The following is a 23,956-nucleotide window of genomic DNA, read 5'->3' on the forward strand; positions in this document are numbered from 1 at the left end:
GCCCCTGGTCGTGTCGCTCTACAGCCCCTACCTGAAAGGATATCGCTGCAATCCTAAACGCCTACGCTATGCGTCTGAAGCGACGCGCTGCGCCTCGTTCCTCGTTGCGAAAAAACTTTCACTTTAGCCAGCTAAGTGGCTGGTAAATCGCGCCTTACCTTTTCGCCAGTCATTGGTTTCCTATGTGAGTGTTCAACTCCGCCTTGCTTCTTCCTGTTAACCATCCTCAATCAGAACCTTATCTGCAAGGGTATATAAACGCTGCGCGCCCTCTGCAGAGAAGAACCATGATTGCGGAGTAGACAGTCAGGCAACGACGAAGATGAACACTCACTGACATAGGAACCCTGCCATGACTGACTCAAACGCAATTCGCTCAACCATCACTAAGCAGTCCAAAGCGACCAAGTTCTCGAACTTGGAGTCGAAGGCTGCCTCTAAAGATGAGTTTTTTAACGTGGCAAAGGGTAGCGATATTCGCCCGTATGAGCTTGTGAATGCAGGTTTTGAAATGCAGGACTTTAAATTTTTTTCGGCTGACTTTGAAGGGGTGCGCGAGCGTTTAAATGACTTTGTTGTGACTGACGAATCAACCACTTTTGACAAGGTTTATCGGTTTGAACGTCTGCCTTTTTGATAGGGCAGATACAAAAACGCCTTAGCTCCAACTTGCGACAGAAAAAGCTAAGGCATTTCTTAATTACTTACATAGGTATAAGCATGAAAAATGTAAACGAAAACAACCCTGATGTAAACACCAATACAGAGGAAAACTACACCCCAAACGCAAAACCTTTTGATTTTGGTCGTTTGGTCATGACTCGCGGCATTGCGAACATGATGCAAGAACAAGGCATTTTCGACGGGGCGTTGTTGCCGCTGCTGCTCCGTCATGCTGTAGGTGATTGGGGGGATGTTTGCACCGAAGACAAGATCGCTAACGATGAAGCCACGCACAACGGGTTGCGTGTGGTTTCTGCTTACCAGCTTGGCGGTGAGAAAGTCTGGATTATTACAGAGTGGGATCGCAGTGTGACCACTGTTTTATTCCCTCACGAATATTAACCGATAACAAAAACAGGCGAACCACTGCGTGGTTCGCCTCTAGGAAGTGACGATGATTACCGTTCAATGGTGGAGTGAAGAACGTCAGGCGTACTATTGTACGTGGGACGGCTCAGGTAGTGGCTACCTGAATGAAGAAGATTTGAAGTACGAGCAAGGGCGTGGAGAAGAAATTATTTGGGAATGTTCCAGCGTATAAGCTGTGCTGATTTTTAATCGCCGCGCCCCACTTCGTGGGGCGTCAATTTCACTAAGACACGGACTTACCCACAATTGGCGTGAGAGTAAATCCGGAGGTCTCACGTTCCTCATGATGGATAAGTCCGTGTCTCTTGCCTACCCAATTGTTGTTTTTGCGCCGTCCCCGCAAAAATGCTTCGCACAAGCAACAATTTTCCTGCGGAAGGCTTGTTGGTTGGTAAAGAGTAGACGTTTGCACATATACACATAAGGACAACTGGAGACCGCTAGGGAAAATCTCCAGTCCGATTGTGGGTATGTGTGAAGGTCGGAAGGTGTGCTCCAAACGAACTATTTTCTTATTCATTTGTTACCAGAAAACTACGCTGGTTCTAAAACGCTAAAGCGTAGAATACGCCCCCAATGCTTGCCCCAGTGACCAGTGCTGTTGCTAAAGTAAGCGTGAGCACTTGAGCAAAAGTGAGCGCTTTTTTAGTGCTTAATTTTTCATCAATGACCCGTTTAATGTGTCCAAGTTGCTGCACCTGACCAGTAGAAATTTGGTTGCTAATGGATTTATGAAAAGTGTCTTGATTGTCAGTAACCGATTGCTTGAAGAGGCGTTGCGCCTCTTCAATTTCGTTCCGCAGTTTTCTGGTGTGATGTTCGACTTCACTGGTGATATCGAGAACACGATTTGTCTTTTGCTGAAAAGAGGCATCATACTCACGAGGTACAGATTTAAGGGCTTCTGATAGCGACAAAATTTCTTCTCGAATGTCTTGAAGTTCCATGACGGTTAAGAGTTTCGTTAGTTTTGGGTAGGGTACTCCTTCACTCATGATGCTCACTCCTGCAAATCAAATAATGACGTCAGTTTTTTAAACTCGATATCAAGCTTTTCATCCAATGACTTCGCTAAACGGTGACATGATTTCTTTAAAGACAAACCAGAGCGCGTGTCTTTATCTTTAGCTTCACGAATGGCCTTACGGTAATCTGTATCATCATTAACAGCTTCATGGTAAGTCGTTTCCATGAGGTTAATTAGCGTGAACACTTCTGAATCAGGAATAATGACGCATTTGCGAATATTGTTTGTGGCGGTCTGTTCAAGTGCGCCAGATTCTAGCAATACATTAAATTGACTTTCTAGTGGTGCGGATGAATCCACACGGTTGAGTAATACACCGATACGTTGCGGTTCAATATCCATGTCATACAATTCAAAGATGGTGTTTACGGTATCTTTTTGTTGCTTAATGTCTGGTGTTACTGGCAGCAAGTAAATATCAATATCTTCATGAGCACCGATATTTTCTTTGATGCCTTTAATGAAGTTTTCGATGTTAGACGAACCGATATCAATAACGGCTTTATCGAGGATATCAATTTTCTCAATGACGTTAGTCATATCTTTAGCGGCTAACTTCTCACCTGTTGAACCATCTTCATTAATGGTTTCAACACGAATCAATTCAGAGCCTTCAATACGAGGTAAAAGCAGAGTATTACAGATGGTACTTTTACCAACATTACCAGAATGATTGAGAACGGCGATTTTGATGTAATCCATAGGATGAATCCTTGTTTATTTCTTTACTTTGAGTGCACTAAAGAAGCGTCTTAGCGCACTGGAATTAGGGATTTGATTTGCTCTAATCCACTCTTCAACATCGAGAGTGGAATAACCTTCACTAACAATGTCTCGAACTAACGTTTCGGAGATATCAGGCATAATCATTTTCCACTCGACGATATCTATCGACGAAGCTGGCTTATGAGCCTGTTGAGGTGATGCTTTTTGTTCATTTGCAGATGAACAGGATGCACTTTTACTTTCTGACGAGAGAGAAGCGGTTTTACTTTCGTCATTGGCGCGTTTTTTCTTTGCTCTCAGAAGTAAGTTGTGAAAGTGCGGCAAACTAATACCAAGCTCTAATTTTTGGTGAATGAATTGGTATTGAACGCCACTGTTCTTTAATGAAACAATCTCGTGAACATGCTTTGTGAATGAAGATTGCAAAGAATAGCCTTGCTGTTCAATTTCATTTTTTATATCAGTTTTTAACTTATTTAATGGTTCATTCATGGTATTGCTTTAGCTTTGCTTTATTTTTGTTGAATAAATGATTGTCGTTTGCTTCGGTAATAGTGAGGTTTTGGCTTCATTGCTTTATTAGTGTCCAGAAAAACGTTAGAAAAAGCTATAGTTCTGCTAAATTCTCTAGGGTCACTTTGACCCTAGAGAATTCCACAGGCACGCGGTCGAATGTATACATTCGCGTACTTAGGGGATAATATCCCCTAATACCCCTTCGGAACTCTACGAGTTATTCATGACAAAAGAACTGGCGACTGTTCATGTTCAAGCAAAACTGACTCCAACAGAATATGAACCATTTAAAAAGATTATTGGAATAACGGGATTAAAAAAGGCGACGTTATTTAGAAAGGTGATATTGTCTAATAAGAATAATGTGGTTTGCTTAAACCAATCGGCAGAGGAAGAAGAAAGCCGGAAACGGATGCTATTTCTTGCTAACAAAGCGTCAAATAACATTAATCAGTTAGCGAAAAAGCTTCACCAAGCCTATCGTGGCGAGGTGGTTAGTGAACGCAACTATATAAAAATCATGAATGATTTAGTGGGGGTACGTTCTGCTTTTGAGAAAGGCATCGATAAATGCTAGTTCGCGTTCGTGGTGGTAAAGATGGTATTGCCGAGTATTTACGTGATGGAATGAAATCTGACCGTGAACAGCATAGGGATGAACTAGATAAACGGATCTGTATTGATGGTGATTTATCATTAACAGATACTCTTATTAAAGACATGGCTAAAACGGATAAACCAGAGAATTATCTGCATGTTACTCTTAGTTTTGCTGAACGTGATATTGATGAAGAAAAAATAAGAACGATTTATGATGATTATAAAAGTAACGTCATGTCAGCTTATTTACCAGAAGAATACAATATCTATGCTGAAATACATGTCCCTAAAATAAAATCTTATACTGATAAAAGTACAGGGGAAATGGTAGAACGATTTCCCCATATTCATATGGTGATCCCTAGAAAGAATCTTTTGGATGGAAAAGACTTGAACCCAAGGGGATTGTTTCGTTCAAATTTAAAATATTTTGACGCGATACAAGAAAAAATTAATCATGAACATGATTTAATTTCTCCATTTGATAATCAACGTGTTTTCAAAATCGATCAATCAAAATTATTGGCCAGATACAAAGGCGATAATTTTAAAGGTGCCAATAACGAACTGAAATCGACATTATTTGATGCGATACAAGAAAAGAATATTTCGAGTATGGCGGATTTTAAACAGGAATTAGCGAATTACGGTGAAGTGTCAGTGGGTAAAGCTGGCAAGCCTGACGAATATTTAAAAATCAAACCTCATGGCAGTTCGCGTAATGTGCGCTTAACGGATCAATGCTTTCAACCTGACTTTATTGAACGCCGAATTTTAAAGCGTGAAAAACCGACTCAAGAGCAAGTCAATGACTTAGTTGACGAGTGGGTGAATGAACGAGCGCATGAAGTGAAATACATTCATGCTGGCTCCCCCAAGCTGCGTAAGCAGTATCAATCTCTCCCTAAAGAACAAAAGCGAGCCTTTTTAGATGGACAACGAGAACAACATTATCGACGATTTGACCTTAGCACCGGAACCCGACTTTCTGACCGAGCAGAGCGACCTATCCGAGTCGTTAAGCGAAGCCGAACTCATGCCCCAAGTCGAACCACAGAGCGCCACGGGGATATTTCAACGCGCAGACGGACGAGTGATCGAGAGCTTAGTGCTTCACGAACTGCCGCCAGAAGCGTTGCCAACCGTTCCAACCGCGTGTCAGGTGTGCCCCAATACCATGTGGCTACAGCAGGACGACAACGGCGAACTGGTTCTACAGAACTACTGCACAATCATGAATCGCATCATCTGGCAGAGCAACAATCCCGTCGAAGTCCTCAACTGCGACGGACTGGTGATGAACCTCGAAGATTAAAACGCTTCTCTACAAAACGTAGATTAGAAAAAGGGCTGCCAACATCATTTAATACCACGCCTCAAGGTTTGCCTCGTGTGTCTGATTTAAAGAGCAGCCATCAACCACGGAAAAGTCCGCCTTCTAACAAGGCTTCTCTTCCTCGTGCTCGCCGTCTTCCATCTCGATTGAAGTTACATCGTCACGCCACAGCGCCGCATCATACTCTATCAGCCGTTAGACGCTTGCGTGCGGATGCGCAGCATAGTGAGTCGTATGTCACGCAATTGATTGAGGACCACAAGGAGTACAAGCATTCACAAGATGAACTGGCTCGCTTTCGCCAGATACGGCAGCACTTGAAAGCGAATGTACTCCTTGATCATCTTTCCGATACGCACGGATTAGTTAAAGACCATTACCGTCATTTCAAAGCCAAAGATGGATCGGCGCGGATTAGTACGGGAAAACGCGCCTATAACGTCAGTGATTTTTGTACTCAGCATATGGGAATGAGTTGGGAAGAGACGAAACCCATTTTAAAACAGTTGTATGGTCAACAGCGCCATCAGCAGCGTGTACGTCATGAGCAACACGCGATCAATTCCATTGTGTTTGTCAGCAATCAAGTGACGCAAGGGTGGCGAAGTCGTTCTCCACTGGATGAGTCAATTCGTTTGCTTAAACACTTACAACGTAAAGAACGATTTGGAGGGCTACCGATGCCATTATCCAGCTTAGAACGATTTAGAACACCAGAGACGCAAGAGAATGCGATCCACTCAGGTAAAGAAGAATTCAGTTTGACGGAAACGGCCAAACGGATCATGAAAGCGCGAGAAACGGCTGCGCAACTGTCATTGACGATGAATGATTTGGTGGCGAGTAAGAATGAGAAAAAACAGTATGTGGATTTCTCAGATAAGAATACGGGCACGAAAATATTTCGTGATACGGGCGAGAAGTTGGTGATGCACAGTCGCAAACCCGATCTCAATCATACGGCGGTGGCGCTGACATTAGCGGCGGAGAAGTTCGGCACGGTCAAAATCACAGGGACAAAAGAATTTAAGCAGCAAGTGATGGATGTGGCCGTGAGCAAAGACTTGAACATTGTCTTTGCAGACAAAGCGATGGAGGCGGAGTTTGTGCGCCGCAAAGAAGAGTTGAAGCAAGCGAGTGCGGTTGAACATTCAACGGAACAAACGAAGTCTACCTCAACGGCAGTAGATGAAAATAATGCAATGGAGAAAGCCCACGTTAATCTGGCATCGTCTTCTGGCAATGAGACTTCAATACCTGATCGTCCGTCTACAAAAGAGGAAGTGAAAGAAGAACCGGTTACTTTGGTCGCGCATGGTCAGGCGCCGTATCAGCACAAAGAAGGGAACAGTCAAAGCTACTTTGTTGAATTGAGTAATGGTGAAACGAAGTGGGGCGTGAAGTTGAAAGACGCCATAGAAGAGAGTGGGGCGCAGATTGGTGATGAAGTGTCGGTGTCTAAAGCTGGCACAAAAGATGTTGAAGTGCAGGTGAAAAAAGAAGATGAGCAGGGCAACAAGCTCCCACCAGAGACGATATCGACACAACGTAATGAGTGGGTGGTTGAGGTTCAACGTTCGTCGGTTGAATCGAGCGTTCAAGCTGGTACTCAAACGGCATTGAGCATGAGCGAAGAGATCAAAGCGTTACGAAATACGCACCAATGGTCACAAAAAGCCCTTGCAGAGCAATTGGGCGTTTCATCATCGACAGTTGGTAAGTGGGAACGTGGTCAAGCGGAACCAGCGCAAGAGAACATTGAAAAACTGGAACAGTTGAAAGGGCGTGAGGTGGCTCAAGCGGTAACAGAAACCAACGTTTCGGATGTACTCAAACCTGCCACTTTCGCGGTGGATTATGGATGGGATAAGCTCAGCGGTAAAACCAGCGTGACCATAAACGGCGAAAGTCCAAATAAATTTGAGAAGACAACGGTGGAGCGCATCATTCGCAATGATCCGTTCTTGAAGCACTACAGCGTGGATGAAGTGCAGTTTGGGTTACTCGACCGCTCGAAAGCAAAAACCACTCAGCCCGTACCTAAGACGTATGACGTGAATGCGAATGTGGTGGAAGAGGTGAACACCAAACAACAAGGAATGAAGCTCAAATAGTTTTTCCAATACTGAAACGAAAAAAGCCCCAATCCGAAAGGATAGGGGCTTTTTAGTCGATAATGATTTTAGTCATTATCGTAGTCGTCTCGCAACGTACCGATGTGTTTGTCCCCTCTGGCATTCGAACCATCAGGATTTGTAATCACTACGCTTCCTTCTGGTAGGCCGTAGACTTCTTCAATATTTTCCTCAATAGTTGCAATATCGGCATCGGAACGAGCCTTTCTTTCTCGTGGCATAAGATTACTCTACGTGAATAAATTGGATAATTAATTTCGCATAATTCAATATCCAATACCAATCCTTTGAATAACTTGAATGACAAGGTGATTATTGGCTGGATGTACCCAATGACGGTTTGGCAGAGTTAAAATCTGGTCTGCCTTTGTGGTCAAAAAGCATGGTGGTGCAGTCTGGATAACCAGAGCAGCCCCAAAAATACTTACCTTTACCGCGATTGGTTTTACGGCGGATAAGCCCTTTGCCACATGTAGGACATTTGTGTTGGCTGACGACAGGTTTTGCGCGTGGCGTGAAATCTGGCTTGCCTTGCTTATCAGGGTACGCTTTCTCGCACTCAGGGTAGCCTGTGCATGACCAAAACTTGCCGTGTTTCCCCTGTCTTGGCACAAGCGGTTTACCGCAGCTTGGACAAGGGACAGTGTTAGCCGTGATATCAATGCCGTTTTTATCGAGCGCTTCAATGCGCTGCGCAATGTAGCTGTCTACCTCTGCAATAAACGCTTCAACGGTAAACTCGCCCGTTTTTATTAAGGCTTGCTTTTCCGCCCACATCGCAGAAATATCCGGTTGGGTGACTTCTTTAGGCAAGGCTTTGCAGAACTCTTGTCCTTGTTTAGTGGTTTTCCACACTTTTTCAGAATAGCCTTTTTCTTCCACAACACTAATGAGATTCGTGTTAGCAGCAAGCTTGCCTAAGATATCGGCGCGTGTGGCTTCGGTTCCGATGCTGCCACGGTCGCTGCTGTCTTTGTCCTTGGCTTCGAGCTTGGCGCGAAGCTCAGGGTTTTCAATGAAACTGGCAGCGCGAGTCATAGCTGAAAGTAGCGTTGATTCTGTGAAGTATTTCGGCGGTTTGGTTTTCTTCTTTTCAATGCTAGTATCGAGACAAGCCGTTGGCGTGTTGGATTTTAAGGACGATAAATCAAACCCTTGCGAGCTATCCGTTTCTTCTCTTTCTGCAGAATGAAGCACTTCCCAACCTTGCTCAACTAACACGCTTTGCGTGGCGCTGAACTGATGCCCCTCGACATTGAACATCACCTTGGTTTTGTCACGCACCGATTCAGGGTAGAACAATCCAATAAAGTAACGGGCAACCAAATCGTAAACCTGTTGCTCGTCTTTGCTCAGTGCGTTGCCATTGCCGCATTTGGTGGTCGGTATAATGGCGTGGTGCGCCTCAATCTTTTCGGTATTGAACGCTTTATGTTTGCGGCTCATATCGACGTGTTGAGTCGCATCAACCAATCCTGGCATGGTTACTTGAATCGCTGCCAGAATATCACTGCTTTGATAGTAATGTTCGTCAGACAAAAAGCGGTTATCAGTACGCGGATAAGTGAGTAACTTATGCGTTTCGTACAGGCTTTGCATGATATCGAGCGTTTGTTTGGCGCTGTAACCAAACTGCTTAGCACAAAGCTGTTGTAACGTAGACAGGTTGAGTGGTTGAGGTGGTTGCTTCTTCTCAGGTTTTGTCACCGCTAACGTCACCAGTCCCGATTGCCCCTTCACTTTCTGTTGAAGAAAGTTGGCGTGTGATTCAGAAATCAGGCGCTTTTTATCATCCACTTGGTCGTCGTCGGTGGTTTGATACTTGGCTTTCACCGAATGGCCGTTGCAATCAAATTGTGCGTAAACATCGTAATAGAAGCTTTCGGTGTGGTTTTGATTGGCAAGGGTACGAGCGTTGACGAGACCTAATACCGCACTTTGCACACGTCCCACGTTTAGAACGCCGTAGAAGCCTTTCTCACGCCCTTTTAAGGTACAGGCTCTTGTTAGGTTATAACCGAAGCTTTGGTCGCCCACCGAACGAGCAAGGGCGCTCATGCCTAATGGTACGTATTTCTCGTTAGGCTCCATGTTGGCTAACGCTTTTTGTACAGGAGCAAGGTTTAAGTCGGCCACCAGTAAGCGAAGAACCGGTTTGGTGTTCCCCGCGTAGTTCAACACTTCATCAACCAACAATTGTCCTTCATCGTCAGGGTCGCCAGCGTGAACGATGGTGTCGGCTTTTTTGATGAGGTTGAGTACGGTTTGTAGTTGCTGCTTGGTGTCAGGTTTCCCTTTGAGCTTCGGCGGGTAGTGTGTGGCGATGGGTAAATCGGCGTAAGACCACTTTTGATACTTTTCGTCGTAATCTTGTGGGTCAAAGAGTTCCATTAAGTGACCCACGCAATGGGTGACGCAATGTTCGTTATGTTGGTAATACCCTTCTCTTTTTTGGGTTTGAGGGTTGCCGCCCAAACCTTCAAAGATGGCTTTAGCCAGTGAGGGCTTTTCTGCAATGTAGACAATCATGTTTAATTCTCCAACTGTGTTGAGCCTTCGAGATACGTACCACCGTTATTGTCGTAGTAGTACGGTTCACCATAGAGTTGACCGTCGAGTTTGGTTTGGACGTAATTGATGGTTTTGGTGCAATAACGAGGGTTGCGTTCGCCCCCTTCTGCTCGTTTACATCGTTGGTTTTTCACAATGTGACTTGGGATGATTTCTGACTGCATACACTCATTACCAAACATGCCCCAACGTTTGCACTCTTCACGAGCAGGGACATAAGCGGCAGAGCCTGTGACCGAACTCATTTCAGAGCTATCAGGCGTCCCACTTGGTAGGTCTCCGGCGTACATACAGGAGGTAAAGCTTGGCAGTGGGGGCTTGAAGTGTTTGATGCGGTCAATAAAAGCATCTTTCGCTGCGCCGCAACCATCAACGGCAAAGGCGGCAGGAAGGCATAACCAAATGGCGCATTCGTTTTCACTGGCGGCGTAAGTGGAAGTGGTTGGCAATAAAAAAGCCGCACTCAGTGCGGCTGTCATCAATAACGGTTTCATGGACGTTATCCTTTTTGTCAGTTTGTAAATTCAATTAGGCTGCGGTATTGAGTGGCAGCAACGGAATGTCGGGGATATTCGCTTTGGCGTAGTTCACTCGACAAGCTAGTGTCGGTTCATCAAAGTAGATGATTTTGTTGGCGATAAAGGGGCGTTGGTTCTCTTTAAGAATGAGCGTCTTCACCCCCACTTTGGTGGCGACAGGGTGCTTCTCAAAACCCAACTCCACGACTTCATGAGGCATCATGAGAGGGCGCTTGATTTCATCATCGCTGATGGAGCGACTGGCGTGTTTACCAAGGCTGCGGCTGACCTTGCGTTTTTTAACCGTCTTTGTACCTAACGTGTCAGATACGCGCTTCGCGGTCTCGTCCACTTCTTTGGGTGGGTACACCACTCTGACGCCGTGGTTCTTACGGATGTTTTGAGCGTTTTCTCTTCCATAGACTTCTTCAAGTTGACTGTCATCTTGGTAGATGGTCAAAAAACGAAGGTTATAACCTGCGGTGTAGCTGATGGCTTTCTCAATTTGTTTGATGCGTCCAAGGGCGGTGAACTCGTCGAGCAGCAACAAACATTGATATTTCAAACTGCTGTCATGCTCTGGCAGTGTTTGGGTGTTTTGAGAGATAAGTTGCTCAAAGAACAGGTTAAGCAACTTGCCAAATTTAGGTAGGTTGTTTGGTGTACAACCTACGTAAATCGTCATTGGTTTTTTGCGTAGGTCACGAAAATCAAAGTCCGACTCACTCACGGCGGCGGCGGTGACATGGTCACTGAATATTGCCAATGGACTAAGCAGATTACTCTCGACACTGGAATAGGTTTCTTCCGCCATAGAGAGGCAGTTGTTGAACTCAAAACGCGCATCATCAGAGACGTAGTCGTTCCTTAGCTCGCGGCGCATCCATGCACGTAAGCCCCCATCCACACCAACGAGCTTTAGCACATAGGGCAATGACGGTTTAATGCCAGTAATGGTTTCGGTATCGAGCATCCAACAGCACAAGCCTTTAAACAGTTTACCAGCCAGTTCATTCCAAATATCGCCTTTGTCGCCGTTGGTTGGATATAAGCTGGCGGTGATGTTCAGGACGTCACCGACTCGATACGCACGACTACGACTGACGTAGTCAAAGCAGTTCCAGCGGTGAGAACGCACTTGCTCGGCGTCGCGGTCTTCGGGGGAAAGTGCAAAACCATCCGGTGCGAACAAAAATACGTCCTGACCACAGCGTTTTCTAAATCCTCCTGTCAGTATGAGGTTTTCGAATTTAAAGTCGGTGCACACCATGGAGTGCTGATAAGACACACCATTGGGAACGACCAATCCGACCCCTTTACCGCTCCGAGTTGGTGCTGCAACCTCAGCAAATTGTGCCCCGTCCAATTCAATGAATCGGTCTTTAAAGCGTCCCTTTGGCATTTTGCCTAATAGGATGGTAGGGGATTTGTTTTCATCTTTTAGGTCAGGGAATAATCCCGACTTGGCCAAGTCCATGTCAGTGGCAAACTTAGCGCTGCCGTGGATTTCTTCTTTTTCCTGAATCGCTATCAGAACAATGATGCTCATGAAGGTAGGAATGAGCGTGACAAGGCCGCAAACTGCAATGCCAGCAACGAGACGTTTCTTAATGTCAGGGTTGGTGTGATAAAGCTGCCACTGGTCAATCAGGCTGTGGTAACTCAAATGCTCCATAGAGATTTGAGTCAGTTTGTAATAAGCAGCACCGCCACCATACAGTCCAGCGACAAAAAATAATGCGGTAAAAAAAAGGAACATGAAAAACAATGCTCCTTTTTTCTGTTTTGATATTGCCATGAACTAGCCCTCACTCAGTAACCGGTTCTTCTCTAATGGATCGTAATGAATTTCCACTAAACGGGTGTGTTTGAAAAACGCAATCACATCAATGCTGGTTCGAATGGTGCGCATGATGTGTTCGTAATCTAAGGTTTGACCGACTTCGGATTGTTTGACCAATCCAGCAAGACGTGCTGGTGTGGAATAGCAGTCATTAGCGTGAATGGTGGTGATAGAACCTTCATGACCAGTGTTGAGCATTTCAAGGTACGTCCATGCTTCATCACCGCGTAGTTCAGCCAGCAACACATGGTCGGGTTTCATTCGCATACACGACTCGATGATTTGTTTAGGCGTTAATCCGCCTTGCTTATAGAACAGATGAAGGTGATTAGGATGGTAGGGTAAGTCCAGCTCGTGTACGTCTTCTATGGTGAACAAACGTTTATCGGTTGGGTACTCATCTACCATGGCTTTCATGACGGTGGTCTTACCTGACCCTGTTCCCCCGACAAGCAAGATGTTGAGTTTGCTTTTGACGGCGAGGTTAAAGAATGCCGCCATTTCGCCTTTTTGCTTGAGCGCAAGAAGTTGCTCTTGAACGGGCGTGAGTTCAACCTTGCTCATGTCCATGTCTTTGAAATCAGAAAAGCGACCGGACTCTTGATAGCTCGATAGTGAGAAGCGCGTTAATGACGGCTTACGAATGGTCATGCTGACAATGCCGTTTTCGGTCGCTGGCGGTATGGCGATTTGTCCCCGTTCCCCATCAGGGAAAATAACGGAAGCCACCGGATTGTTTTCACCGAGGGGAATAGGCAATCCTGCAAACGTGGCGAGCGCTTTAGCAAGGCTTAGGCATAGGTTCAACGTTAGAGTAGGAAGTGTTTCACACTCCCACCCGTTACCACGATCAAACCAAACCTCTTCTGGTCGGTTAATGGCAATTTCGGTAAGACCATCAAGGTCTAAGAAAGGGCGTAGCCCCGTCATCACCAAAAGTTGGTTAACGGTGGCGGCTTTATCAATGGTATTCATTTAGGTGACTCGAATGATTTGTTGATGAAGAGAAATGATGATTTATGAAAAACAATCCACGCAAGCGTGGTACTCCTTTTGGCTCTACATGCGAGCATATAGCAGCCAAAAGCGAGCTTAGATTTTATTGTTCGAATTTTGACAACTCATGACACGGTCAAAGAAACTCACGCTTGGAGAGGGTGAGACAACGGCTAAAGGTTTTGAACTGTGACAAGTTTGAAGCCATTGATAGCAATATAATCCAGCACAAAGCAGCATGATGATGCCGACGAAATAACTCATATTTATAATTTTTGCGTTCATTCAACTTCTCTCTTGTGATGCAAAGCTACGTAATCAGGTAATTGACATTCACCCAAAATGACAGGGCGAGGTCTGACGTACTTCCCCTCAAATACCGCTTTGTCTTGTCCTTGTTCTGAGGTGTCTGGGAAATGACCGTGCACAAGCTTAAATAGGCGCATCAGGTAATCATCTTGAATGGCGAGATGGTTAGCGTGCCAAGGGTGGGTTTGAAAAAATGAGGTATTGTTTTCAATCGCTTCAACCACTTCTCTGTGTTCATCTAGTCGTTTAGCGACACTGCGAGCAAAATTGAGCTGTGCGTTAAGCGTGGACGTTTTGATATAACCATGTGAAAGAAGCTGTTTTTCTATCCACGTTTTTACTTTGGCTTTCATGCTTACCTCCATTTTTGAGCAAGTCGAATGGCGCGCTTGGTGTCGATACGTTCACGCCAGTTCTCTTTCGTTAACGCAGAGCTAAAGCGTTTATCTGATGCAATCAGGGCGTAAAGCCCTTTTCTGTTTAACGCATTGGTCAGTGCGTCCATGTTGAACCAACGGCAATACGCGGTTTTAGCGTGTGTACTGCCAAACTCAAAGTCCTTGGGTAAGTACATCAATGCCGCAAATGCCACGTTTGGCGTGGCGTGAGGCTTGGGGCAATGACCGCAAGAAGTGGTGATGGTGACGTCATAAAAGGGCTCAATGTCTTCTATGGCGAGGTATTGCATTTGTGTTCCTTTGAGATGAACGAGCCAATGATTGATATCGGCTTTAATGTGACGTTTGATTTCATCTTTAGGGAACTCAAAATCTGGTTGTGGCATGTAAGCGCCGTAAACCAACACGGTTTCTAACGTTTGTTCGTAGTCTTCGTTAGGTTGATGGTCAATGAGGGCAGTTTCACCTTGCTCAAGCGCGTAGAGTTCTGCGGTATCTAATAAAGGACGAAATGGCGCGTTGTTGATAGGAAAGAGAGCGTATTGCATGGTGACTCCTTATTTCACAAAAAGAGATAGTGGAAACGCAACCGCGCTGATTTGTTTATCAGCGTGTTGTATTTGCGCCATTAGCGGATGTTCGATACACGTTGTTATTCTTTGAGCAGCTAAATGAACGCTGTTGGGGTCTACCGGATTGAGAGAAGTATCAGAATTCGATAGGCAAGTTTGGATAAATGCTTTCACTACTGGAGCTTGCTCAGGATGAACTTTAGCCCACTCGGTTAACGTATTCATGCGCAATACATCGTATGACGTATAAAGCTGCGCTACCTGCGCCAGTGCAGTAATGACAGTCACTAAAGCGACAAGAAAAAGTCCTTGAAGACCGTTCTTAACGAGTGTGGATTGAGTGTTCATTTGTGTTTCCATTTCTGCAAAAAGTCGATATTGATAAACTCGCACCCAAGCATTATCCAGTGTGTGAGTTGGGGTAAATTATCGGGATGGAGTAGCGGCTGTATGTGGTTTGAGAAAGTTTGAAGCGTGAGTAGAGAAGACAAATAGGGTACGTCATCGAGACGTTGTGAGCATGTTTGTAGATCGCCATCAATCACAACTAAGCGAACAAGTGCTTTGTCTTCTAATAACGCATCAAAAAAGGATTTGAAGGCATCTTTTTTAAACTTATAGGCTCTGCACCATGAATTAGTTCGTAAGTCACACGATTTAAACAATAGGGTGTGATTTCGATTTCCGCTTTATCCGCATCTTGCTCTGTTCCCCACGCTAAGCTTCGCATGGCTTCATTAATGTGTGTTTCTTTGATTTCTGTAAGCTGCTCACTTATCCAGTTAAGGTTGGCTTTGGTTAAGTCAAACGGCTTAACCAATTCAAATGTGTCATTCACATCAACGCTGGTATAGCCCTTGTCACAACCAAGTCCAAGTGAAGACTCTGAATTGGCGATTAAATCAGAGATGGTGATGATGTCGCCGTCAATCGGGCAACGAATGGTCATACCAACCATGAGTTGATGTGCGTTAATGGTCGTCATGCTGTTTCCTTGTTAATGAGAGGACGGCCAGCAAGAGTCTAAAATTTCACATAGATACCATTAATGTAAATTCGCTGACCGTCCAAATGAGGGTTACTGAAAAGTGTAAACGCTCGACATGTCGATATCTCGCGCCACAATGATGTTGATGCGTTGACCGATTTGGGTGTAACCAGTGGGTGAAATATTGATGCTGGCATCAAGGGCTTTTTCGGCCATATCAGTCGCATTGTCGGTGGAGTTATCAAACGAAATATCACTGTCTGAACTCGATGTTTTATTGGCTAATGCTTCAAAGGCATCGTCAATGAACGACAACAAGATAGCGCCGCCAAAGCGTTCCTTGAAGTGATTGTCTACCCACGCTTCGCTGCCGCTTGCACCTAGTCGTCCTGCACCAAGTGAATCGATACGAATAGAAATGCCGTTAGGCGTTTCTATGTCCGCCCATGTGGTGAATACACGACTTTTGCCCGGCTCCAGTTCAACATTTTGCGAGCCTGTCAGTAATGAACCTCGCTCAACCAACAATGCTTTACCGTTGGCGCTGTAAATATCTTGTGTGACTCTGCACATGACAATGCCTTGGTAGTCAGAAATAATCTGACTGTACAAAGCGCAAGGAATGACGCTGCCATGTTTGAGTAAGAAATCTAATGAGTGAGCTGGACGTTGGGTTGCGCTGCCTAGTGCAAACGTTGGGGCATCATAACTGGTGTCGTGCGCCTTTGGTGGCTGCGCTGGTGATTGAGACGACGAGCCCTTGTCACCACCATTGACCATTAAGCCCGCCATAAGGCGACGCTCTTGGGGTGTAGAAGGGGCATCCTTATCACGTTGATTGGAACGTTGAGTGTTTGACGTTGATGTGTTGACTGTGGGCGTTGGTACGTCATTGGTTGGAACGGTGGTTTTTTTATTGCGCTCTGCGTTGGCTTTTGCTTCTTCGAGTTGACGTTGCCTTGCTCGCTCTAGCGCTCTTTTTTCTTGCTCCTTCTCTTTTTCACGTTGCTGTTTCACGGCATCAAACCACGCCGCATCATTACCGACAGTGCCTTTCTCTACACCACTCACTTCTGCTTGTCCAACGGTGGTCGTTTCCGTTGTAGTAGTTTCTTCTTTAGTATTTGAGAATTGCTTGACGGCAATTGTCACACCGATAGCGACTACAATCAAAGCAATGGCAACCAAAGCCACAATCGCAATGATGTTCTTTTTCTTCGCTCGACCACTGACCATTAATTCACCACGGTCAAGGTTGGGCGTTTCGCCAGCACTTGGAATGCCTACGTTGTTTTCATCCATTACATCCCCTCCTTAATCACACGAGTTGCCTTAATGGTGCTGCCTTTTCGGTTGTATCCGGCGAACTCAACAAAGTCAGAGCGTATACCCACCACGCGATCTCCTAGGCGCAGACGATATTCGTTCGCGACCGACTGGATCACAATGGTGTCTTTCTCTATGTGATAATTAACTAAAGATTCTTTACCGTCGGCATTGATTTGGTAAATCACGGGCAGTTCAGCGTTTTTAGCGAACTTCATGCACGTAAAGCGCCCATCATCCCAAGCGTATTGGGGAGCCAATTCCTCCGCTCCCCACTTGCCATAGCGGAAGTTATACTTCCCATTGGTGCACGGCGCTTTATTAGGTGTCGTATCAACCGCTTTGGGTTTTGGGTACTTCATCTTCAACACATAAAATGGTTGTTTACTGGTGAACAGTTCAAACGAATAAGTACGGCCTAAATCGCTGACAATGGTTAAGTTGGTGTTGGGCTGCTTAGCTTGCGGTTTAAAGAAAATGTTATTACCACGGACATTAAAGCCCCAAGCGGCTGCATCCCCCATGGCTAAACCGGAGTGTTCACCGACGACGGTTTCATTTTTATCTAATTGGATAAGCGTTGCGACGCCAACTTTAGTACGAACCGCAATGACTTCACTCGGATCATACGTGGCATAAGTGATGCGACTGTCTTTACCTTGAGAGGAAGGCAGAGTTAAGGCGTTGGCAGAGAATGCCAACGCACAACTTAGAGAGAGTAAAGCGTATTTCATCATTGGATAACCTTATCTTCTCGATAACTGGTGACTCGAAAACCCAACGGGTTCAATAGACGTTCGGACTCTTTTTTAATCTCTTTGAGGTAGTCGAACGTGACCGTTGCACTCCATTTGGTCGGTTGGTAACTCACATCGGGCGTATCGTCGTTATTGAGTACCACACGAGTAAACGACACTTGCGCTAACACTTGGTCTTGGTTCGTTGGAAGAAATGAGATAGCGACGTCTCTCATGGCAATTTTTTTGTTCTCCTTGAACACACTCACAGGGGAACGTTCGCCTCGGAGCATGGCGTTATACGCGCTAAACACATCGTTGCGGCTCGTGAGCTTGATGTATTCCAATGCGTCTTGAACGGTCTGCCATTGATAAGAGCCTCGCGTGATGATGTAACGACTTAACCAATGCTTGTCTAACGCCTCGCCGTAGGTGATGCGCTTTGCATCAGCGAGAGGTTGAACGATTTCAGTTATGCCCGTTTGTTGATTGATGGTTAGCAATCGGTAGTCCACCGTTTTTAGGGGCATCATGACCACGAGCGCGATCGCAAGAAGGATAGCTAATACACAAGCGCCCGCCGCGACTTTCCAAGCGGTGCGGCGAGACTGAATAGCGAGTTCTACGCGGTCTTGCTCAAACAGCTTGATTTCCTCAAGGAACAAGTCGGCTTGTTTTTGGTGCTTGGCGTTTGGCTTACTTTCTACTTTTTGTCGATTGGCATCGAGCGCAGAATCAATGGTGGTTGTCATGAGTTACGTCCTTGAGTGTAAAGGTCGGCAAGATTGATTTTGGATGGGTTAACGGCTTGAATTTTGCCTTTTGGCTCAGGTGGCGGCGGCGGTGTAGAAGAGCAAGCTGATAATGCTAATATTGCCGTGAGAGTAATGAGTATTTGTTGCATAATACTTTTCCGTATAAAGAGGCCAGCTTTACGCTTATCAAATAGAAGCTGGTTTAGGTTAATTAAGGAGATCAGAATGGCTAGATACAGAGTCGGAGATAAATTTCTTTCTGAAAGTGAATACGAAGAGGAATCTCTTGCTAGTTGGGCTGGAGGTTTGTTTTTAATAGGTTGTATTTTGACAGGTATTATCTCAAACCAAATTTTGCTTGAGATTGACCTGCCTAAATGGTTGCGATTTTCTATTGTTGTTTTTTGCTCTATCTTATCTGGCGGCTTGTTAGCTGCATTTGCAAAATGGATTAGAGATATAATTTTCATATGCTTGTTTTGTGGGATCGTGTTCGTCATTGGAAGATTAATTTGGGAAGTTATTTAGTAATAATTAAGTTTCCAACCTAATCTGATTTCTCTTTCATCGTCATCTTGGTTTCTTTTTCAGGTGCAAAAAAACCGCAGAACGCGGCAAGATGAAAGAGTTGAGTTGTGGTTGGAGCTTATCCTGGTTTAACGTTATTTTTAAACTTGTCAGCAATGGCTCTGCTTAACTTGCCTCCGCCTTGCTTAGCTGCTTTACCCGCATTGTATGTACCTTTGGCCGCATTACTAGCGCCACGAAGACCTGCGCCAATGTTACTGACCAACCCGTTGATCCCGACTCCGCCAGAAAGAGACGAAGTGAACACCGGAATTTGGACAGAGATTAAGATGCAGCAGCCAAATAAAATGATGGTCATAATCACGGTTGAAAATCCGACTGTTGCAACACCTTCACCAAAAATGACGAACTCAATGGTTTCGGTGAACAGGTTGAACGCAATAGGATAAACGATGACTAATAAAACATAGTTTAAGCATTGTCCTGTCCACGACCTAAACATGTTCCGTGTGGAGGGGAAAAACGCGAACATGATGAACAGTGGACCAAGTATCAATAGGAAGCTGACCATTACCTTCGCGATCAATAAGTAGGCTGTTGCAATTGCAATAAACGGGATATAGCCAAGTAATATCAGTAATGCCATGATTGCAAAGAGTATGGATCTACCCCATGAATCTGCCATCCCAAAGTTAACTTCTTCCCATGTCTTAAAGAACTGTTTAGCCATTGTGTCGAACATGGTCTGTAGAGAACCACTGCCAGTTGAGCCTAGTAGTGCATCCGCAATATCATCCCCCGAATAGTAAACAATTGGGACTATGCTATCGAGATACCATGCGCTGTTTAAGGCGACAGTTGTGCAGAGTGCTAAAGAGCCGATGAATTTCATGGATTCCATGATCATCATATTTTCAGCGTCATACAAAGCTTGGTATGCAAGATAGATTGCATATAAAACGACACACGCCCCAAGAAGGGGCGTGATCGTGGCGGTAAATATCTCTACAAGGCGTCCAATGTTGTTTTGAGTTATTTGTTCTATGAACTCAAACAGCCGCTCAAACATATTACTCTCCTAAAGAAAGACCATCACCGTGCATAAATTTTTGATAATTAGCTTCAGAGACAGCATTTATTGCATTTTTGCAATTTTCTGAAAGTGTAGAAGTATCTTTTTTGCACTCCATCGCGATGTTCTTAGCTTCGTCTAAGTGTTTTGAATAATATTCAATACTTTTAGTATCTTCACCACAACCACTTAATAAAACAGTGAAAAAAATTAAAGATATGAATTGCTTCATAGTAAGTGTGTCCTTATTAATAGGCGATGCCATCGCCGTACATGAATTTTTGATAGCTGTCATTTAATCGTTGTTCGGTTTCAAGTTGCTTTTGTCTTTCTAGCATATCGGACATGGCAACCATCATTTGCTGATCGTTCTGCATCTGTATTTGTTCAAAATTGATGCTGTTACCCAGATCTTCTTTGGCGGCAGGTGTGGTTGCCGTTTCAAATTGACCGAGCAATCGACTCATACGTTCGCTGCGCTTGGCGCTGCGTTCGTACAACATTTCTTGAAAGCGAAATTGTTTCAGTTGCATATCATATCGACGTTGCACCAATGGATCATCAGATTTAAGTCCGAATTCATCACGTAAGTCTGAAATATCATCAACAGCGTCGTATAAATCGCTGTAATCACTCAAATCAATGATGTCGTTGAGATTTGGATCGGTGAGGATATCTTCAAAACTATAATGACCTTCGACCATCGACTTATAGTGCTCGGCTTGGTTTTTCATTTGATTGAGGCGATTACGCGCTTCGGTGATAGATTGCGTAAACTCATGCGCGCGCGCAGTGCTATCGGTGATCATTTGCGTGATACCTGCAACGTCAATGACAGGGATACCCGCGTAAGCCGGTGTCGCAAGAATAAGCGAAAGGGTTAATGTGAAAGTCGAACGTTTAAACATAGTGGATTATCTCCTTTTCATAAACTCCGGTATCCATACATCAGGGTTGTTCCCGACTTCGGCGCGGATAGATTCACACAACACAATGTCGGCCGTTTCACCCGATAAAATAGGGAAAACGTCATCAAATCCGACAAGGTCAAACTGCGCAAAACAACTGGTGTTCGATTGCTTGATGAGCATGGTACGACTGTCTTTGGCAAGCGCTTGCAGCTTGGTAAACTCCCCTTTCGTCAGGTTGCACTTTTTGTAAGCGGGATACTCAGCGTCAGGATTCGGTAAGTAAACCTTGGTGGCCGTTTGTTGAACGATTGCAGGGAAAATATCGCACTCAATGGCATCTTCTGGAGACTGTGAAGCAAGCACCATAAACTCATTCATCAGGCGTCCAGTTTTGAGTGCTCGTTTCATAACCTCTTGCGTCAGAGGGAAGTTTGCTGGCATCCAGAACTCTTCCACGATGGTTTGCAGCAATTTGCCTGACTCTTGCATCAAATCCTTCAAGAAAAATAGACACGCTAACAGTGGTTCACTCGCCGGATGAACTTGACCGCTTGAGTCTTTTTCCAGCATCAAGGTCGAATCAAAGCCAACTCGGTTCATTTCCTTTGGATTGAACTGATTTCTTGGCGAATCCAAACACCACGCCAGCTTGCCGTTTTCACTCCGACACCACTTACTTAACCGCAAACGTAGGTCAGGGTTTTGGATGGATTGCAGCATCATACTCAAACCGCGCATTGGCGCCTCGAAGTGCATTACACTATCAATCGCGTCTTTGATTTCGTTTTCATCATGTGCGTTGATGTGGCCGTGTTCATCTTGCGCCAGTCGGCACACCAATCGGTTCAAAAAACTCACCAATTTTGATGTAGGTTCAAGCTGAAACGGATTGATGCCAGTGTCTTCCCCTTCTTTAATCGAGAAGTATTCACCGTTAAATGCGCGAATAAACATTTCAGTAGAGCGCTTGTAATCGATGCAAAATATCTGCTGATGAAAGCGAGTAAAGAACCCCGTCAATGTCGCTTCAAACACCGTCTTACCTGTGCCCGATGCGCCTAATATCATGGTGTGGCCAGCAAGCTTTTGCCCTGTGACGTTTTTACCAATTTGGGATGCATGACAGTTAAAGTAGAACAAGGAATTCGATAGAGTTTTCAAAGGCAATATAGCGCTGCCATCTCCAATCGGGTTTCCTGTGGCTTTGCCAGTTGAGTAATTATGTAAAGACCAGGAGCACGCTAAATTGGTGATGGTCTTTGGCGCTGGTTTGATGCGCTCTTTGGACGCTGGCAAGGTACTCAAAAACGTGAACTGCGATTTGAGGTTCGAGCGTTTGAGTACCGTTCCTTTTGCTAAGAACTGACCGCTAAAGTCGGCGCTATTGGTAATCACTTTATCCGGTGAATCTCCCAATACGACCAGTGACGCATGGTAATCACCAAATGTAATGGTCTCAGACGCCACGTAATCACGCGCTTGTTGCAGTTCACCTAACTCATGCTCTGCCCCGTCACTGGACTCAATGAGGTTGACCTGCTTATCAATCATCTTTTGCGCTTTGAGTCCCTGCATCAAAATCATGGATTGCGTCAGGATGAACTCACACGGTTGATTTAAGATGAAGTCCCACATGCCTAATTCGGTGGTGATAGGTAAAGCGTCCACTTCAAAGAAAGTCGCAAACCGACTCGATTCACTGTTGGCGTTACGCACTTCTAAAATGTCGTGTCCAAAATGCCAATCGCTGTGACCGAGATAATTGCGCACTTTTTCTGCCGTTAATGGTTTGGCCTCGTCGTTGTAGTTGAGCAGATAAGACAAAAACTCAACATGCTCACAACGATGGTCGTCGCTAACTTTTAACGTGTTGCACCCAAAACGTTTCAATGCGGCGGTGACGGTTTTTAATATGTCAGCCAGCGTGTCTTCGCCTTCTTCCAACGTACCTTTGTAGTTGAGCACAAAGGTTAAGTAATAACGAACGTTGTAGAAGTCTTCACCGGAGAACTTCGCTAAGTAACGCTCAGCGAAATTTTGCATAAAGTCCCCTTCAAACTGGTAATCAGCATGAAAGTGTTCTTTGCGTTTAATGATGTGCGTCCATACACCAAGTGAGTTGCCGTACTTGCGAGAAAAGGTATTGAGTAACCCTTTCACTAAGTCGAACGCTTGTTTCAATGTTTCGTGCGACTCGGACTCAAAGGGAATGCCATTTAAGCAGATGGTTGCCATGAGTTTTGAATCATCCAACGCAATCATGGTGCGATTGATGGGATAGCCGTAGGCAGGTAATCGGTTAGTGAGGGGAATTGTTTTTAAACCATTCACTGACATGTTGCTTTCTCCTTAGAGGATTATCGTCAATGGAAGTGAAAGAGATGGTGGTTGATTGGCAACGCAGACGAGTTAAGAACCCTTTTAGCTCCCATTTCATGTCCTCGGTGGCTCGGCTGTCGTCCATGCAGCGAATGCGAATGTAGAGCAGCGTTGCAGCAATAAGGGCTGGTAAAACCAACCCTTTTGCACCAAAGAACAAACACCCTAAAAAACCAGTGAGCAGCATTGCGCCACATCCAGTGACTAAGGCAATCACCGGAATACCACCAATTAAGGGTTTACGAGCCAGCGAGTGATAGCTCGCAAACTGTTCACGTTCTTGGTCTGGCATGATTAGCTGCCCCAAATTGACCAAGCGTAAGTGGCAGCAACGATGATACCGCCAGCCCCAGCGGTTTTAGCCATACCGACGAACACATCGCCCCACTGCTTTTTCTCTAGCAGTGCCATAATCACAAGGTAGATACAGTAGAGCAGTACCGCAGAGCCAAGAAAGGTGTAAGCCCATGTTGTGATTTCATCGACCCAGATGGTAGCTTCATCCAGACCGCCAGCCGCAAACGTTGGGGCGCTCAGCATGGCAGGTACCGCGCAAGTGAACGCGGCTTTCAGGTTTTGAAGTTTTTGTTTTGCAGCATGAAGGTGTTTCATTGAAAAGTT

The 23,956-nt window shown here is 45.1% G+C and carries 28 protein-coding genes; 6 read left to right on the top strand and 22 right to left on the bottom strand.

Annotation, left to right across the window (positions count from 1 at the left end; translation table 11 throughout):
- Nucleotides 1-352 precede the first annotated feature (352 nt).
- The 3 genes from ACLIIY_RS29635 (at nucleotide 353) to ACLIIY_RS29645 (ending at nucleotide 1,264) form a co-directional block, all read left to right on the top strand.
- Nucleotides 353-637 (top strand): hypothetical protein, encoded by a 285-nt coding sequence (locus ACLIIY_RS29635; protein ID WP_434529586.1) that lies wholly within the window; start codon nucleotides 353-355, stop codon nucleotides 635-637.
- Nucleotides 638-720: 83 nt separating this feature from the next.
- A complete protein-coding gene (locus tag ACLIIY_RS29640; protein ID WP_434529587.1) occupies nucleotides 721-1,065 on the top strand; it encodes a type I restriction endonuclease subunit M in 345 nt (114 codons plus the stop codon).
- Nucleotides 1,066-1,117: 52 nt separating this feature from the next.
- The gene (locus tag ACLIIY_RS29645) at nucleotides 1,118-1,264 is read left to right on the top strand and encodes a hypothetical protein (RefSeq protein ID WP_434529588.1); all 147 of its coding nucleotides are present in this window, start codon (nucleotides 1,118-1,120) and stop codon (nucleotides 1,262-1,264) included.
- A gap of 373 nt (nucleotides 1,265-1,637) precedes the next feature.
- Here ACLIIY_RS29645 and ACLIIY_RS29650 read toward each other — a convergent pair whose 3' ends face one another.
- Genes ACLIIY_RS29650 through ACLIIY_RS29660 form a run of 3 tightly spaced genes read right to left on the bottom strand, consistent with a single transcriptional unit; the run spans nucleotide 1,638 to nucleotide 3,337 of the window.
- Nucleotides 1,638-2,087 (bottom strand): hypothetical protein, encoded by a 450-nt coding sequence (locus ACLIIY_RS29650; protein WP_434529589.1) that lies wholly within the window; start codon nucleotides 2,085-2,087, stop codon nucleotides 1,638-1,640.
- 5 nt (nucleotides 2,088-2,092) lie between these two features.
- Nucleotides 2,093-2,821 (bottom strand): StbB family protein, encoded by a 729-nt coding sequence (gene stbB / locus ACLIIY_RS29655; protein ID WP_434529590.1) that lies wholly within the window; start codon nucleotides 2,819-2,821, stop codon nucleotides 2,093-2,095.
- Nucleotides 2,822-2,836: 15 nt separating this feature from the next.
- Entirely contained in the window at nucleotides 2,837-3,337 is a 501-nt protein-coding gene (locus ACLIIY_RS29660) for a hypothetical protein (protein WP_434529591.1), read from the bottom strand.
- Between the two features lie 247 nt (nucleotides 3,338-3,584).
- Between ACLIIY_RS29660 and ACLIIY_RS29665 the strand changes: the two genes are divergently transcribed.
- Both ACLIIY_RS29665 and ACLIIY_RS29670 read left to right on the top strand, forming a co-directional pair.
- Entirely contained in the window at nucleotides 3,585-3,938 is a 354-nt protein-coding gene (locus tag ACLIIY_RS29665; RefSeq protein WP_270052214.1) for a relaxosome NikA, read from the top strand.
- Nucleotides 3,932-7,411, top strand: a complete 3,480-nt coding sequence (locus ACLIIY_RS29670) for an LPD7 domain-containing protein (RefSeq protein WP_434529592.1) — start codon at nucleotides 3,932-3,934, stop codon at nucleotides 7,409-7,411. The genes ACLIIY_RS29665 and ACLIIY_RS29670 overlap by 7 nt, the downstream gene beginning before the upstream one ends.
- A gap of 68 nt (nucleotides 7,412-7,479) precedes the next feature.
- Here the strand turns inward: ACLIIY_RS29670 and ACLIIY_RS29675 are convergent, their stop codons facing one another.
- The 13 genes from ACLIIY_RS29675 to ACLIIY_RS29735 all read right to left on the bottom strand — a co-directional run bounded on the left by ACLIIY_RS29675 (nucleotide 7,480) and on the right by ACLIIY_RS29735 (nucleotide 18,594).
- Entirely contained in the window at nucleotides 7,480-7,653 is a 174-nt protein-coding gene (locus ACLIIY_RS29675; RefSeq protein ID WP_270052216.1) for a hypothetical protein, read from the bottom strand.
- Between the two features lie 91 nt (nucleotides 7,654-7,744).
- A complete protein-coding gene (locus ACLIIY_RS29680) occupies nucleotides 7,745-9,961 on the bottom strand; it encodes a DNA topoisomerase 3 (protein ID WP_434529555.1) in 2,217 nt (738 codons plus the stop codon).
- A 2-nt stretch (nucleotides 9,962-9,963) separates the two neighbouring features.
- Nucleotides 9,964-10,497, bottom strand: coding sequence for a conjugal transfer protein TraL (locus ACLIIY_RS29685; protein ID WP_270052218.1), 534 nt, complete (start codon nucleotides 10,495-10,497; stop codon nucleotides 9,964-9,966).
- 34 nt (nucleotides 10,498-10,531) lie between these two features.
- A complete protein-coding gene (locus tag ACLIIY_RS29690; protein ID WP_434529556.1) occupies nucleotides 10,532-12,280 on the bottom strand; it encodes a type IV secretory system conjugative DNA transfer family protein in 1,749 nt (582 codons plus the stop codon).
- Nucleotides 12,281-12,322: 42 nt separating this feature from the next.
- Complete coding sequence (virB11, locus tag ACLIIY_RS29695) at nucleotides 12,323-13,339, bottom strand: P-type DNA transfer ATPase VirB11 (RefSeq protein WP_434529557.1); 1,017 nt, start codon at nucleotides 13,337-13,339, stop codon at nucleotides 12,323-12,325.
- 302 nt (nucleotides 13,340-13,641) lie between these two features.
- The gene (locus tag ACLIIY_RS29700) at nucleotides 13,642-14,022 is read right to left on the bottom strand and encodes a hypothetical protein (protein WP_434529558.1); all 381 of its coding nucleotides are present in this window, start codon (nucleotides 14,020-14,022) and stop codon (nucleotides 13,642-13,644) included.
- Nucleotides 14,023-14,024: 2 nt separating this feature from the next.
- Complete coding sequence (locus ACLIIY_RS29705; protein WP_434529559.1) at nucleotides 14,025-14,615, bottom strand: hypothetical protein; 591 nt, start codon at nucleotides 14,613-14,615, stop codon at nucleotides 14,025-14,027.
- A gap of 9 nt (nucleotides 14,616-14,624) precedes the next feature.
- Nucleotides 14,625-14,987, bottom strand: coding sequence for a hypothetical protein (locus tag ACLIIY_RS29710; protein WP_434529560.1), 363 nt, complete (start codon nucleotides 14,985-14,987; stop codon nucleotides 14,625-14,627).
- A gap of 223 nt (nucleotides 14,988-15,210) precedes the next feature.
- A complete protein-coding gene (locus ACLIIY_RS29715) occupies nucleotides 15,211-15,624 on the bottom strand; it encodes a hypothetical protein (RefSeq protein WP_434529561.1) in 414 nt (137 codons plus the stop codon).
- Between the two features lie 93 nt (nucleotides 15,625-15,717).
- A complete protein-coding gene (gene virB10, locus ACLIIY_RS29720) occupies nucleotides 15,718-16,929 on the bottom strand; it encodes a type IV secretion system protein VirB10 (RefSeq protein ID WP_434529562.1) in 1,212 nt (403 codons plus the stop codon).
- Nucleotides 16,929-17,690 (bottom strand): TrbG/VirB9 family P-type conjugative transfer protein, encoded by a 762-nt coding sequence (locus ACLIIY_RS29725; RefSeq protein ID WP_434529563.1) that lies wholly within the window; start codon nucleotides 17,688-17,690, stop codon nucleotides 16,929-16,931. Before ACLIIY_RS29725 ends, virB10 begins: the two co-directional genes overlap by 1 nt.
- A complete protein-coding gene (locus ACLIIY_RS29730) occupies nucleotides 17,687-18,442 on the bottom strand; it encodes a virB8 family protein (RefSeq protein WP_434529564.1) in 756 nt (251 codons plus the stop codon). Before ACLIIY_RS29730 ends, ACLIIY_RS29725 begins: the two co-directional genes overlap by 4 nt.
- Entirely contained in the window at nucleotides 18,439-18,594 is a 156-nt protein-coding gene (locus tag ACLIIY_RS29735; RefSeq protein ID WP_434529565.1) for a hypothetical protein, read from the bottom strand. Before ACLIIY_RS29735 ends, ACLIIY_RS29730 begins: the two co-directional genes overlap by 4 nt.
- 76 nt (nucleotides 18,595-18,670) lie before the next feature.
- On the opposite strand from ACLIIY_RS29735, the gene ACLIIY_RS29740 reads away from it, so the two are divergent.
- Nucleotides 18,671-18,973 (top strand): hypothetical protein, encoded by a 303-nt coding sequence (locus ACLIIY_RS29740; RefSeq protein ID WP_434529566.1) that lies wholly within the window; start codon nucleotides 18,671-18,673, stop codon nucleotides 18,971-18,973.
- A gap of 118 nt (nucleotides 18,974-19,091) precedes the next feature.
- On the opposite strand, the gene ACLIIY_RS29745 is transcribed toward ACLIIY_RS29740, so the two are convergent.
- Genes ACLIIY_RS29745 through ACLIIY_RS29770 form a run of 6 tightly spaced genes read right to left on the bottom strand, consistent with a single transcriptional unit; the run spans nucleotide 19,092 to nucleotide 23,947 of the window.
- Nucleotides 19,092-20,042: a type IV secretion system protein gene (locus ACLIIY_RS29745; protein ID WP_434529567.1), complete on the bottom strand. Its 951-nt coding sequence runs from the start codon at nucleotides 20,040-20,042 to the stop codon at nucleotides 19,092-19,094.
- Nucleotide 20,043: 1 nt separating this feature from the next.
- Nucleotides 20,044-20,277 carry an EexN family lipoprotein gene (locus tag ACLIIY_RS29750; RefSeq protein ID WP_434529568.1) on the bottom strand — a complete coding sequence of 78 codons (234 nt, stop codon included), beginning with the start codon at nucleotides 20,275-20,277 and terminating at the stop codon, nucleotides 20,044-20,046.
- 16 nt (nucleotides 20,278-20,293) lie between these two features.
- The gene (locus ACLIIY_RS29755) at nucleotides 20,294-20,953 is read right to left on the bottom strand and encodes a type IV secretion system protein (RefSeq protein WP_434529569.1); all 660 of its coding nucleotides are present in this window, start codon (nucleotides 20,951-20,953) and stop codon (nucleotides 20,294-20,296) included.
- Nucleotides 20,954-20,959: 6 nt separating this feature from the next.
- Nucleotides 20,960-23,293 (bottom strand): conjugal transfer protein TraE, encoded by a 2,334-nt coding sequence (locus ACLIIY_RS29760; protein ID WP_434529570.1) that lies wholly within the window; start codon nucleotides 23,291-23,293, stop codon nucleotides 20,960-20,962.
- Nucleotides 23,256-23,627 carry a conjugal transfer protein TraD gene (locus ACLIIY_RS29765; protein ID WP_434529571.1) on the bottom strand — a complete coding sequence of 124 codons (372 nt, stop codon included), beginning with the start codon at nucleotides 23,625-23,627 and terminating at the stop codon, nucleotides 23,256-23,258. Before ACLIIY_RS29765 ends, ACLIIY_RS29760 begins: the two co-directional genes overlap by 38 nt.
- 2 nt (nucleotides 23,628-23,629) lie before the next feature.
- Complete coding sequence (locus ACLIIY_RS29770) at nucleotides 23,630-23,947, bottom strand: conjugal transfer protein (RefSeq protein ID WP_434529572.1); 318 nt, start codon at nucleotides 23,945-23,947, stop codon at nucleotides 23,630-23,632.
- Between the last annotated feature and the right edge of the window lie 9 nt (nucleotides 23,948-23,956).

Source organism: Vibrio sp. K4 (assembly GCF_051122595.1).
GTDB lineage: Bacteria > Pseudomonadota > Gammaproteobacteria > Enterobacterales > Vibrionaceae > Vibrio > Vibrio owensii.